Source organism: Sphingomonas pruni NBRC 15498, assembly GCF_001598455.1.
Taxonomy (GTDB): domain Bacteria; phylum Pseudomonadota; class Alphaproteobacteria; order Sphingomonadales; family Sphingomonadaceae; genus Sphingomonas; species Sphingomonas pruni.
In genome coordinates, this window is record NZ_BCYZ01000015.1 from 34,653 (window position 1) to 48,404 (window position 13,752).

The 13,752-nt window shown below is 64.6% G+C and carries 7 protein-coding genes; 4 read left to right on the forward strand and 3 right to left on the reverse strand.

The genetic code is table 11. The features are described from left to right. Nucleotides 1-2: 2 nt before the first annotated feature. From SPR01S_RS06605 to SPR01S_RS06615, 3 genes are read left to right on the forward strand one after another with little or no spacing between them, the layout of a single operon-like run. Entirely contained in the window at nucleotides 3-1,331 is a 1,329-nt protein-coding gene (locus tag SPR01S_RS06605; protein ID WP_066586812.1) for a spinster family MFS transporter, read from the forward strand. A 5-nt stretch (nucleotides 1,332-1,336) separates the two neighbouring features. Then, nucleotides 1,337-2,191, forward strand: a complete 855-nt coding sequence (gene purU / locus SPR01S_RS06610; protein WP_174531876.1) for a formyltetrahydrofolate deformylase — start codon at nucleotides 1,337-1,339, stop codon at nucleotides 2,189-2,191. 14 nt (nucleotides 2,192-2,205) lie between these two features. Further along, a complete protein-coding gene (locus SPR01S_RS06615; protein ID WP_245661899.1) occupies nucleotides 2,206-3,339 on the forward strand; it encodes a DUF3089 domain-containing protein in 1,134 nt (377 codons plus the stop codon). A 36-nt stretch (nucleotides 3,340-3,375) separates the two neighbouring features. Here the strand turns inward: SPR01S_RS06615 and SPR01S_RS06620 are convergent, their stop codons facing one another. Both SPR01S_RS06620 and SPR01S_RS06625 read right to left on the reverse strand, forming a co-directional pair. Next, nucleotides 3,376-5,814 carry a TonB-dependent receptor gene (locus SPR01S_RS06620; RefSeq protein ID WP_066586885.1) on the reverse strand — a complete coding sequence of 813 codons (2,439 nt, stop codon included), beginning with the start codon at nucleotides 5,812-5,814 and terminating at the stop codon, nucleotides 3,376-3,378. 221 nt (nucleotides 5,815-6,035) lie between these two features. Then, nucleotides 6,036-7,949, reverse strand: coding sequence for a tetratricopeptide repeat-containing sulfotransferase family protein (locus tag SPR01S_RS06625; protein WP_084250999.1), 1,914 nt, complete (start codon nucleotides 7,947-7,949; stop codon nucleotides 6,036-6,038). A gap of 138 nt (nucleotides 7,950-8,087) precedes the next feature. Here SPR01S_RS06625 and SPR01S_RS06630 point away from each other — a divergent pair, with 138 nt between their 5' ends. Next, a complete protein-coding gene (locus SPR01S_RS06630) occupies nucleotides 8,088-10,127 on the forward strand; it encodes a CocE/NonD family hydrolase (RefSeq protein ID WP_169803386.1) in 2,040 nt (679 codons plus the stop codon). A gap of 109 nt (nucleotides 10,128-10,236) precedes the next feature. Here SPR01S_RS06630 and SPR01S_RS06635 read toward each other — a convergent pair whose 3' ends face one another. Next, nucleotides 10,237-13,251, reverse strand: coding sequence for a TonB-dependent receptor domain-containing protein (locus SPR01S_RS06635; RefSeq protein ID WP_066586827.1), 3,015 nt, complete (start codon nucleotides 13,249-13,251; stop codon nucleotides 10,237-10,239). Nucleotides 13,252-13,752 lie beyond the last annotated feature (501 nt).

Consider the following 13,752-nt stretch of genomic DNA (forward strand, 5'->3'; position numbering starts at 1 on the left):
CGATGAACGCGACCACCACACCTACTTTATCGCGGGGGCGCTGGTACGTCGTGTTCATCCTCGCGCTCGTCTATGCGGTCAACATCGCCGACCGCTACGTCGTTTCGACCGTGCTCGAGCCGATCCGCATCGAGTTCGGGCTCAGCGATGCCGGCGTGGGCTGGTTGACCGGCGTGTCGCTGGCATTCTTCTACATCACGGTCGGCCTGCCGATCGCTCGGGTCGCGGATCGCTCGAACCGCCGCAACATCGTCGCCGCGGCGATGATCCTGTGGTCGGCGATGACCGCCTTGCTCGGCCTCACCCAGAATTATTGGCAGTTCCTGCTCGCGCGGATCGGCGTCGGCGTCGGCGAGGCAGGCGGCACCCCGCCATCGACCTCGATCATCGCCGATAATTTTCCGCGCGGGCGGCGTGCTTATGCGCTGACGATCTATGCGCTCGGGCTTCCGCTCGGCGCCTGGCTGGGATCGAGCGTCGCCGGGGCGATCGTCGATCACTTCCACAGCTGGCGCGCGGCGTTCCTGGCCCTCGGCATTCCCGGTGTCATCTTCGGGTTGATCATCCTGCTGACCGTGCGCGAGCCGGTCCGCGGCCGGTTCGAGATGGTGACCGAAAACAGCGCGCCGCCGGCCACGTTCGTCGAAACGTGCCGCTTCCTCTGGTCGCAGCGCTCGGCCTGGCACATCAATGCTGCCGGCACAGTGATCTGTTTGTGGGGCTGGGGCCTGTTGTTCTGGACGCAGACCTTTTTCGAGCGCGCCTATCACTTGTCGACCGCCGAAGCCGGCGCGCGGCTGGGCACGATCTATTTCTGGGCAGGCATCGCCGCGACGATCGCGACCAGCGCCGTCCTGGCCTTGCCGCAGATGCAGGACCCCAAACGGATCGCGCGCTTCCTGGGGGCGATCGTGATCGTCTCGACCATCCCGTCGTTCATGATCTACTGGACGCGCTCGCTGACGGTCGCGACCGCGATGCTGTGGATCGTGATCCCGGCAGTCTATCTCTATGTCGGCCCGACCATGGCATTGCTGCTCAATTTCCTGCCGCCGACGATGCGCGCGCAGGGGATGGCGATCAGCCTGCTCACCGCCAACGTCGCCAATCTGATCATCGCGCCGAGCGCGGTCGGCTGGCTGAGCGACCGACTGACCGGTCCCCTCGGCAACAATACCGAATCGCTGCGCTATTCGCTGCTGGCGCTGTCGCTGACCGGGTTCTGGGCAGGATATCACTATTTGACCAGCGTCCGCACCTACGGGCCGGACGACGAACGCGTGCGGGCCGCCAGTATGGCGACTCCTGCCATGACCTTGCAGAAGGCCTGACCCGCGTGCCGCATTTCATTCTGGTCCTGTCCTGCCCGGATCGGCCGGGCGTCGTGGCGGCGGTGTCGGCGCATATTTTCGCATGCGGCGGCAACATCCTCGATTCCCATCAATATAACGACCCGGAGACCGATCGCTTCTTCCTGCGCACCGTCTTCGTGCTGGCGGACGACGCGCTGGCACCGGATCTCGCGGCCGGGTTCGATCGCCTGCGGCGCGACTATGCGATGGAAATGTCGTTGCGGCCCTGCGGCGCCCGGCAGCGTGTCCTGATCCTGGTCTCCAAATTCGACCATTGCCTGGTCGACCTGCTCTACCGTCAACGGATCGGCGAGCTCGACATGGAGGTGGCCGGGATCGTCTCCAATCATTCGCTCGAGGCGATCGGCAATCCCGATTTCGGCGCAATCTCCTTTCATCACCTGCCGGTCACCGCCGCAACCAAGGCAGAGCAAGAGGCGAGGCTGCTCGCGACCATCGAGCGGAGTCGCGCCGATCTGATCGTACTCGCCCGCTATATGCAGATCCTGTCGGACGATCTGGCCAGGGCGCTGGCGGGGCGCTGCATCAACATCCATCACAGCTTCCTGCCCGGCTTCAAGGGCGCCAAACCCTATCACCAGGCGCACGCCCGCGGGGTGAAGGTGATCGGCGCGACGGCGCATTACGTCACCGCCGACCTCGACGAAGGGCCGATCATCGAACAGGACGTCGAGCGGATCAGCCATGCCGACACGCCCGAGGATCTGATCCGCAAGGGCCGCGACATCGAGCGGCGGGTGCTGTCGCGCGCGGTTGGGCTGCACCTTGATGGGCGCGTGTTGATGAACGGCCCGCGGACCGTGGTGTTCAGGGACTGAGCGGGGAAAAGGCGATGACGATGCTGACGATGATGCTGGCGGCCGCCGCAACAACGGGTGCGGTCGATTATAGCCGCGACGACACCTGGCTCTGCCGCCCCGGCCGCAACGACGTCTGCGCCGGCGACCTGTCGATGACGCGGATCGACCCCGACGGGAGCAGCCACATCGTGCGCGCGCCGCAAGCCCGGCCGGCCGATATCGATTGCTTCTACGTCTACCCGACTGCCTCGCTCGATCCCGGCGATAATAGCGACCTCATTCCCGGCGACGGCGAGAAGGGACTGACCACCGCGCAGTTCGCGCCGTTCCGCAGCGTGTGCCGAACCTTCGCGCCGCTCTATCGTCAGGTCACGTTGACCGCGCTCCGCAAGGTGCTGGTGGCCGGCACACAGAAGCGCGCGGGCGATTTCGACCTCGCTTATGGCGATGTCGTCGCGGCATGGCGCAATTACCTGAAGCGCAACAATGGCGGCCGACCGTTCGTGTTGGTCGGCCACAGCCAGGGCTCGATGCTGCTCAAGAGACTGGTCGCCGAAGAGATCGACGGCAAGCCGATTCAGCGCCGCATGCTCTCGGCGATCCTGCCGGGCACCGCGATCCTCGTGCCGCTGGGCAAGGGCGTGGGCGGCAGTTTCAAGTCCGTGCCTTTATGCCTCACGGCGAGCCAGACCGGCTGCGTCGTCACCTGGGCAAGCTATCGCGCGGATACGCCGCTGGTCGAGAAGGCGCTGTTCGGCCGCTCGGACGAAGCAGGCATGGAAGCCGGCTGCACCAATCCCGCGAGGCTAGAGGGCGGCGCGGCAGTGCTCGATCCGATCCTGGGCTTTCCGTGGTGGAAAGGCGGATACGCGCTCTATGCGACGCCCAAGACCGGCTGGCCGGTCAAGACGCGGTTCGTCCAGATGCCGGGCCTGCTCAGCGGAGAGTGCGTGACCGCGGGCGCGTTCAATTATCTCGCGATCAAGGTCGCGCCGGGCCGCCGAGGCGGGATTGCCGATACGGTGGTCGGCACCGGATCGGTCGGCGACGCGGCCTTCCCCGATTGGGGTTTCCACGTGATCGACATGGCGGTGGTCGAGGGCGACCTGCTCAGGCTCGTCGCCAGCGAACGCACCGCCTGGCGCAGGCGCACCACGCGCCGGTGACGCGCCGGCCGGACCGAAGTCCGGCCGGGCAGATGCTTACAGCTTCACCTTGGCGCGAATGCCGATCGTCCGCGGACGCGCCACGTTGATGCGGCTGCCGGGCTGGTAAACCTGGTAATAGGTCGCGCGCGAGACGTTGGTGATGCCGACCCCGTCGACCAGATTGTTGCCATAGAGGCCGAATTCGAACTTGCCGATGTCATAGGTGATCGCCGCGCTGACGTTGTTCGATTCCGGGATCACCGCGAAGGTCTGGCTCGGACCAGTCGCGACCAGCTTCCCCGCGACAAGGGCCGTGGTGAAGTTGTTGAACGTCGTGTTCTGCGACGACTGATACTGATAGCCCGCCTGCAAGTGCAGGCTGCCATTGCCGACATTGCGGTCGTAGAAGATCTGCGCGCTGCCGGTCCATTGCGGATAATAAGGCGTGCGGTCGCCGTCGAACGCGCCCACCGTCGGGATATCGCCCTTGGCCCGGGAATCGTTGTACGATCCGCTGAGCTGGAAGGTGAGTTCCGGGGTCGCCTTGATCATCGTCTCGAGCTCGATGCCCTTGCTGGTGATCTTGCCCTTGTTGTCGGTGAAGAAATACGAGCAGTTGAGCCGCAGCCGCGTCTGCACGTCGCTCCAGTCGATATAATAAGCGCTGGCGTTGAAGGTGATCCGGCCATTGGCCAGCTTCGCCTTCTCGCCGATCGTATAGTTCCACAATTTGTCCGGCCCGAAGGTGAGCGGCGCCGAACTGTAGCCGTAGGCGGCCAGATTCTGCGTGCACTGGCCGGCAATACCCGTGCTGCCCAGCGGCACCGGCTGGTTGCCGCCGCCATAGCGGAAGCCCTTGGCGACTTCGCCATAGATCATGAAATCGTCATTGACCTGGTACGAGATGTTCCCGCGCGGATTGACCCCGGTCGACTTCAGCCGTGCATTGGTGGTCAGCGGCACATGATCGACGACGCCGTAGACGCCGCCTTCGAACAGGTAATAGCTTTCCTTGAAGTCGAAATATCGAATGCCGGCGGTAAGCGAGAGCTTCTTGGTGACGTGCCAAGTGCCGTCGGCATAGGCCGCGATCTGGCGCTCGTCGACGTCCTGCAGGCCCGAGAAGATGTCGTCCGGCTGGAAGGCCGCATCGACGGTCTGCGAATTATACTGCCCGCCGGGGACGGCGAACGGGCCGTAAAAGTAATTCATGTACGACAGCTTGTCGAAGCCCGGTGTCGGGATGTCCTGACGCAGGTGACGCTTCTGCTTCTCGTAATAGACGCCCACCGTCCAGCTGACCGGGCCGCCGGGTTTGGACACCAAACGGCCTTCGAGCATGTAATCCTTCAGCTTCTGGTCGATCTGGTACAATTCGGCCGGCAGCTTGAGCGCGATGTTCTTGTCGTAGCTCGTCGGCGCCTGGAACAGCGGATAGGTCGTGTTGCTGATCGGCAGGCCGCTACCATAATCCTGGAAGAAATAGCCGATCTGCGGCTCGACGCTGGCGTCGAACCCGATCGCGCGGTCGGTATAGGCGCCCGTCACGATGACATGTGCGAAACCGGCATCATAATCGGCACCCAACGTGTAGAGCCGGAAACGGTCGTCGGTGCCTTCGGGGCCATTGGTCAGGATGGTTTTCTTGTCGAAGCCGCTGAACGCGACATTGAGCCCCATCGCGCGGCTATATTCATAGGTCATGCTGGCATCGACCGTCAGCTTGGGATCCGGCGTCCAGCGCAGCGCGACACGACCCTGATAGGTGTTGTTGCGGTTCGCATCCTTCCTGTTCCGCCGGCCGATATTGTCGATCCAGCCGCCATCGCGCGCGACGTAGAAATTGCCGCGGATCGCGAGCGTGTCGGACAGCGGCAGGTTGATCATGCCGCGGCCGTTATAGCTCATCTCGCCGCCTTCGGTGGCCATGGCGCCGACTTCGACATTGCCGAAGGTCGAGGTCAGATCGGGCTTGGCCGTCACGAAGCGGACCGTGCCCGCCATCGATCCGGCGCCGTAGAGCGTGCCCTGCGGTCCGCGCAGCACTTCGACGCGCTCGAGGTCATAGACTTTGAGGTCAGGGGTCTGGCCCTGGACCGAGATCGGCGTGTCATCGAGATAGACCGCAACGAGCGAGCGGTCGGACGTATCCGACGATGCATAACCGCCGGTCGACAAACCGCGCATGTTGAATTTCTGATAGCCCGGCGCACCCTCGGTGATCGACAGAGAGGGCGTGAATTTGGCGATATCGGCGAGGTTGCCCTGGCCGCCTTTTGTGATCTCGTCGACGTTGATCACCGCGATCGCCATCGGCACCTTCTGCAGCGATTCCGCGCCCGAGCGATTCGCCGTGACGACGATGTCGTCGAGCGAGTCTCCTTGCGGCGCCGGCTTCGACGTATCGGCGCTGGCGGCGGGGTCGGTCGATTGAGCGTGCGCGACTGCCGGGGCCATTGCTCCAAGCGCGGCGCCCGAGAGCAGAAGGGGCATTATCCGCGCGAGCCCTACCCGTTTGTCCGTCGCTTGATGGATTGCATTCATCGTCCCACCCCCCTTCGCCCTGATGCGATTATGTCCTCGGCGCGCCACAGCTTGCAGTTACAAGTCTTTGTCGGGTTCGCCGTCATCAGGCTCCCCCGAATCCCGCCATGCACGAAGCATTTTAATCGCATGGGGCCATCCAATATTGTCATCTGGCCGTAAAGGGACCGTCAGAATTCTCTCGTGGAGAGGCCTTCGTGCAACGGTTCCAGCCAGGGCTCGAACCGCCGCCATCGGCCGATCGACTTGCGGTAGATCGGCTGCCGCACCTGTTCGGAGCTGGCGGTGCGTACGGCGCGCCCGTGCTCGAAATAGCGAAGCGTCCCAGGCTCGAAATCGAGCCCGCAAAAAGCGAGCAGGCGCCGCGTTTCCCCCTCCAGATCGTCCACGAGCGATTCGTACCCGAGCCGGAATATCCGGCCCGGCAGCACCCGATCGAAATGGTCCATCAGCGCCGCGTACCTGGCATAATGGCGCCCGAGATCGCCGAGATCGTAGCTGTACGACTGTCCGCCGGCGAAGCTCTGTGCGTAAAGCGACACGCAGGTGTCGCGCGGGTCGCGGCGCACGTCGATGATTCGGGCGTTGGGCAGGATCAGGTGGATCAGCGCGGCGTGGAAGGCGTTGCCGGGAAACTTGTCGACCGTGTGGCAAGCGCCGGTCCGCTGGCGCGCCCGGGTGGTAGCCAGATACTCGCTGCCCAGGCGCGTCAGAGTGTCGGGCGAAAGGCAGGCCAGCCCGGCGGGATAGTCGGGAATCGTGCGGGCGAGCTTGGTGATGGTCGGTAGCTCGGACAGACCCTCGACCTGGCGGTGCGAGGCGAGGATCTGTTCGACCAGGGTCGATCCCGACCGCGGCATGCCGACGACGAAGATCGGGCCTGGGTCGGGATTGCCGGACCCGGCGCGTGTCGCAAAAAAGGCTTCGTCCGTGGTCGCGATCATGCGCTGGACGAACGACCGGTGCGCCGCCTCGTCATGGGGTTCGATCGATCGGCGCAAGGCATTGGCAGTGCGGTAATGGGCGAATGCGCGAGCATGGTCGCCAGCATCTTCGCGCGCCCGGCCCAATGCGAATTCCGCCTGCGATCGGACGGACGCCGGCAGCGCGGCGGCGTCGCTCAGCCGTTCCATCGCCGCCACGTCGTCGGCCTCGAGGCTGGCGGTCTTGAGGTCGGCGATACTCCACCAGGCGTCGGCCAGCGCAGGCTCGAGCGCCAGCGCGCGACGATAGGCCGCAATCGCTTCATCCCGCCGCCCCACCACGCGCAAGGCATGGCCCTGAGCGAGCCAGGACGTCGCGCGATTTGGCTCGGCCTCGGCAACCGCGGCAAGATCATCGAGCGCGGCGTCCTCGCGGCCCAATTGCATCAGGATCGCGCCGCGCAATGCCCTGACGATCGTCGGCGCCGGTTCGGCCGCCAGCGCCTGGATCGCCGCCAGCGCCTCTTCGTCGCGTTCGGCGCGATGCAGCGCTTCGGCCAGACGGAACCGCAGCGGGCCATACGCCGGGGCGAGCGCCAGCGCCCTTGCCAACAGCGCGATTACCGCAGCGCTTCGCTTGAGCTTGATTCCGATCTCGGCGATCAAGCTGGCGGCGGCGGCGTCGTCGGGATCGAGCCCGTAGTCGCGCAATAACCGCTCGCGGCTTTCCTCGCCGTCGAGCAGAGCCGCCACTGCGGCCTGCAATCGCGGATCGTCGAGCGAGGCGATCGGCGCGTCGTCGATCGGGACACCGGCCAGCGCCTTGATGTCGCGGAGCGCGTGTCGTGGCCCGGTTGCGCGTGAATTTAGCGCCGCGGCGCGTTCGAGCGCGGCCATGGCGGCTACTTCGTGACCGCTCACCGCCTGCGCGATGCCCAGTTCATAGTGCACGCCCCATGCGCGAGGCGCTGCCACGGCCAACGGCTCCAACAGTGCCGCCGCCTGAGCGGCATCACCGACGCGTCGGGCGGCGGTCGCGAGCAGCAGGATCGCCTCCGGCGTCGGATTGCGGGCATGCGCCATGCGCGCCGCGGCCAGCGCGCCTCGCGGATCGCGTCCCAACAGGCGTTTCGCGTCGGAAAGGGAGTCGGAACCGGCCATCGAACGATCGTTGCCGTTTCCGCCCCGCCACTCAAGCGGCGGTGGCGCGACGATGTCATTTTGGCGTTTGCGATGCCTAAAAGTCATTTGTTTTTCGGGAAAGTCGCCGACACACTGCCGGCGATCGGGGAGGCCAGAATGAAGACCACGCGTCGCGAGATCCTGGCCGTTGGCGCCGCAGGCATCGCCCTGCCCGCCCGCGCCGCCGAACCGGCCTGGACGATGCCGGCGGAGGGGCCGGTCGAGCAGATCGACGTGGTTCGCATCCCGATGGCGGACGGTAGCAGATTGTGCGGCCGGCTTTGGCTCCCCGCCGACAAGGCACGCCGGCCGGCACCGGTCGTGCTCGAATATATCCCCTATCGCACGCGCGATGCCTATAGCGCCGCCGACGACCATTGGGGTCAGGTGCTGGCGAGCCACGGCATCGCCTTTGCCCGCATCGACATTCGCGGATCGGGCGATTCCGAAGGACTGCTGCCCGACGAATATCTGGCGCAGGAACAGGACGACGCGGTCGAGATCATCGCCTGGCTGGCCAGGCAATCCTGGTGCAACGGCAATGTCGGCATGCGCGGCATTTCCTGGGGCGGGTTTTCGACGCTGCAAACCGCGATGCGCAACCCGCCGGCGCTGAAGGCGATCATGCCGCTCGCCTGTTCGGACCGGCGCTATACCGACGACGCGCATTATATCGGCGGCTGTCTCGGCCTCACCAATTTCAAATGGGGCGTCAATTTCAAGGCGGTAATGGCCGCTCCGCCCGACCCGGCCGTGGCGGGTGATGCGTGGGAGAGGATGTGGAAGGAGCGCCTTGAGGCCTCGCCGCCGATCTGCGCGCGCTGGACCGAGCATCGCGATGAGGACGCTTATTGGCGGCACGGCTCGCTGCATTTCGATTATGCCGCGATCCGCTGCCCCACTTATGTCGTCAGCGGCTGGATCGACGCCTATAACCGCTCGATCCCGCGGCTGCTCGAGCATCTGTCGTGCCCGCGCAAGGGACTGGTAGGGCCATGGGGGCATACGTATCCCTGGGTCGGCGGAGGCGGATCGGCGCTCGACTGGGCGTGGGAGGAAATCCGCTGGTGGTCGCAATGGCTGCGTGGCGAAGCGACCGGGATCATGGCCGAGCCCATGCTGCGCTATTACCGTCCCGAAGCGGTCCCCGCCCAGGCAGGCGCGACGCCCGGTTCGTGGCTGGCGGAAAAGAGCTGGCCGTCGCGCAACGTGCGGATGCGCGACTATCACCTTACCGATGCCGGCCTGGCGCGCTCGGCAGGTCCGTCCACGCCACGCAAGCATCGCTCGTATAATGCAATCGGGCTGGACACGCCGGAATGGGTGCCGTTCGGCGAGCAGGAGTTGCCGGGCGACCAACGCGCCGACGATGCCAAATCGATCACGTACGATTCAGCGCCGCTCGACGCGCCGCTCGACCTGCTCGGGACGCCGACCATCCGGTTACGCGTGTCGGCGGACAAGCCGGCCGCGCAGGTTGCGGTTCGGCTATGCAAACTGTTGCCCGACGGTAGTTCCTGGCGGCTCGGCTACGGCCTGCTCAATCTGCAGCACCATGACGGTTTTGCCCGGCGCAAGCCGCTCATTCCCGGCAAGGCGGTCGACGTCACCTTCGACCTCGGTTTCGTGGCGCACCGGCTGCATCCCGGCGAGCGCCTGAGGATCGCGGTGTCGGAAGGGCTCTGGCCGCTGGTCTGGCCGTCGCCTGAAGGGCCGACGCTGACGCTCGAGCCCGATGGCTGCCTCCTATCGTTGCCGGTTCGCGCCGCGCCGGCGGTCGAATCCCCGATGCCGATCAAGGTGGTGCCGGTGCCGCCCGATGCCGGCGACGTCACAGTGCGCACCACGAACGAAGGCGGCACGATCACGATGACCGGGACCTGGCCCGACCGATCGCGACAATGCGCCAACGGCACGACGCTGTCGGGCTATGGCCCGAATACCGTCGCCACGATCAAGCATGGCGCTCCCGACACGGCATCGTGGACGGGAGAGAGGATCAGCCGCTACCGGCGCGGCGATTGGGATTGCAGCTTGCGCTGCACCTTCTCCGTCCGTTCCGCGCCGGGCGGTATCGCCGTCGAAGAGCGGATCGAGGCATTCCGCGGCGAGAGCAGCATCTTCGATCGCGCGCACTCCGTCGTATTGCCGGTCTGACCGAAGTTCGGTCGCACTGAAGGAATGGTGGCTGCTCGCCAGAAAAAAAGAGCCCGCCTTAAAGAGGCGGGCTCAGGGGAGGCCCTCCAGGGGTGGAGGGGGAAGAGGATCAGAAGTTGAGCGTGACTCCGACCGCGACCTGGCGGCCTAGCGAATCGTACCGCGCCGACAGCGTGTTGCTGCGCGAAAGGCCGTAATTGTAGGAATTCGGCAGGATCGGCGGAGTCCGGTCGAACAGATTGTTCGCCGAGATGCGGAACGAATAGGCCTTGGTCACCCGGAAGCTGAGCGCCAGGTCGATATAGTCGTACGCCGGGATCCGATAGAAGGTCGTACGCACGCCCGCCGGCGTCCAGCCCAGCGCCGGGTCGCCCGAATTCGTCACGTTGGTGAGCGGCCCCAGATGGCGCCAGTTCACCGAGGCGCTGAAGAACTTGTCGTTGGTCGTATAGGTCCCGCGCAGTTCGTGCGACCATTTCGGGATCAGCTGGCCGCAGCCGCCGCCATAATAGCCGGCGCAATTGTATTTCGGCAGGATCGGCGAATCCTGACCGCCGGCAAGCGTGGTCAACGAGCCGGTAAAGTCGAAATCCAGCCGCCCTGCGCCGCCCAGCGACAACGCATATTGGCTCTGGAAATCCCAGCCGTGCGACTTGCTCTTATAATAGTTGGTCGTACCGCCGCGCAGGAAGCCGGTCGACGGATTGGTCGACGGATTACTGTAGAGCGTGCCGTTGGCGTTGCGCACGAACATCCGGCAGAAGAATTCGCTGCCGGTGGCAAGGCAGCCGTTCGAGAAATAGTCGTAATCGTTATAGCCGATCGAGTCGTTGAGATTGATCATGAAACGATCGACCGACACGGTCAGACCCGGCAGGAAACGCGGCTTCAGCACGACGCCGAAGGTCTTGGTATAGGCCGTTTCCGGATCCACGGTGAAGCCGCCGCGGCGCACCGTGCAGCCGACATCGGTCGGACACAGCAAGGTGGGGCTGCCGTACAGATTGGCGGGCAGGCCGGTGGCGGCGCACACCGCTTGCGACGCTTGGGGAGCGCCATAGATCGGAATCTGCTGACCGGTATTGGGATCCGTCGTGGTCCCGATCGGCGTTGGCCCGCAAATGTCGTTATAGGCGGTCGTGATGCGATCGTAGCTGATGTTGCTACCCTGGAACGCCTCGACCACGGTCGGCGCGCGTTGCGCGCGGTTGATCGATCCACGGAACGTGATGTCCGGGATCGGCGCCCACAAGGCTTCCGCCTTCCAGGTCGAGAAGGTGTTCGGATTGCTGCTATATTTCGACAGGCGGAACGCGCCGTTCAGCTGCAGGAGATCCGCGAACGGCTTGTGTTGCGCGATCGGGGCCTGGACCTCGACCATGCCTTCCCAGACATGCTGCGAGAGGTTCTGGTCGCTACCGCCCATATTGGCGCGCCATAGCGCATCGGCGGTGCTCTCCAGCTCGTCCTTGCGATATTCGGCGCTGAACGCGATCGCCACGCCCTGCTCGGCCCAAGGAGCCTTGATGCCATAGGTACCCAGGTCGCCCTGCACCGTCGCGACGACGTTGTAGAGGCGGTTCACCGTGCTCTGGGTGCCGTAGCTGCCGTTCACCAGATAGTTGAACACGCCGATATTGTTGGTCGGCGAGAGGGCGCTGAACGGATCGAGCGGAAGACATCCGTCCGCGGTTCCCGAGGCGCAGGTCGGCACGCCATTGACGTTGACGACGTTGAGCGCGTTGTTGACCCGGTCGATCGACGGGAAGGACCAGCTATAATCCTGCTGGTTGCGCGCATAGACGCCGCCGACGTCGTAGCTCCAGCCCTTGGCAATCTCGCCGCGGATACCGCCGGTCAGGCGCAGCCCTTCGTTCATATAGCGGTCGTCGAGATCCGGCACGCCGGCAAAGCGATAGCGCAACTCGACCGGCACCATCGCGCTGGTGCCGGCCTGCGCGTCGCAGATCACTTGCGCCTGCGACGCGGAGAGATACGGGTTGTTGCAATTGACCTGATAGGGCGTCGAGCCAAAGGCCGTGTAGCTGTAGATCCGAGCCGGGAAGCCATTGACCGACTTGTCGCGGAACCACATCGCGCTGGTGTAGATTTCCGCGGCGTCGGAGATCTTGAACGAGGCGAAGCCGCCCGCATTCCAGCGTTCGTTGGAACGCTGGAAGGAATAGTCGGAATAGGGGTTGGCGGCGACGGCGGTCGAATAGGGGATGAACGTGCGCGTGCCGTTCGGATTGTTCACATAGGCGTTGCCGGCGTTCGGGCCGGTCAGCGGAGAGACATAGCCGTTATAGGTGTAGGTCGAGGTCGAGCAGGTGAGCGGGCCATCCTTGACGGCCTCGACCAGTTGGCAGCCCGAGGTCTCGCGCGCGTCATAGGGAACGAGGTTGGCCTTGCGGTAATTGACATAGCCCGAAATGTGGAAGCGGTCGTTGAACAGCTTGGTGCCTGCGGTCAGCGACAAATCGGCGCGACCGCCGTCGTTGGTGAGACCGCGGGCCGGTTGGGCGAAGCCGTATTGACTGGCAACTTGCGAGATCAAGCCGGGCTTGTTCTGGTGCACGTATAAATTGTAATTCGCATTGAGCTGGATGCCCGTGAAGTCATCCTTCATGATAAAATTGACGACGCCGGCAACCGCGTCGGAGCCGTAGACGGCGGAGGCGCCGCCGGTCAGCACGTCGACGCGCTCGATCAGCGCGGTCGGGATCATGTTGAGGTCGACGCCGTTCATCGTACCCGCGCGCTTGCCGTCGATCAGCGTGAGCGTACGCTCGAAGCCCAGGTTGCGCAGCTTGACGCGCTGGCGGCCATCCGAATCCTGATAATTCTGCTGGCTGTCCGGCGCGACCTGCGGAAGGCGGTTCAGCACTTCCTCGATATTGACCGCTGCCTGGGCGCGAATCGCGTCGGATGTGACCGAGGTGACCGGCGCAGCGGCGCTGGTGTTGGGACGCGTGATACGGCTGCCGGTAACGATGATGTCGACGTTATTGGTCGGCGCGGTTTCGGGGGCCGGCTGGTTGGTCGCCTCCTGCGCCATCGCAGGCACGGCAAACAGGCCTGCGGCGCAGGTGGTGCCCAATAACAGCGTGTGCAAACGTGACATGACTAAATCCCTCTTTTCTTCCCTGACAATCACTTCGTTGCGCCGGGCCCTCTTTGGCTCCAGCGGCTTGGGCTTGCGTGGCCCCTTGCTTGGTTGGTCATCGCGAAAGTCGAGCCGGGCTGGTGTGTCGAAGCGCTTGGTTGGCTCTCGACCTTCGAGGCCGCGGCATCGGCGGCCGAAAGGCACGGAGTCGATGCGATAATGGCGCGCCCCGCGGACTGCGACGGCCGACCGACTGCCGCGGTAGCTCCGGCAAGTCCGAAGGCAAATGCGCCGCGGCGAGACATCCCCATCGCTATCAATCCCAGATCCTTCGCGACCCGCCAGGGGCCAAAGGCGCCCCAATCGTCGCCGGAGACGTTTCCGGCGACGCACAGGGTTCTCATATATAAAAACTCAATTCAATACCAAAAATTACTTTGGTTTATCATTTTCGCACCATTTGCATACCAATCCACCGTGGCGGTCGCGCGACGGCGCAGCCGCAGCCGCGCGCAGCGG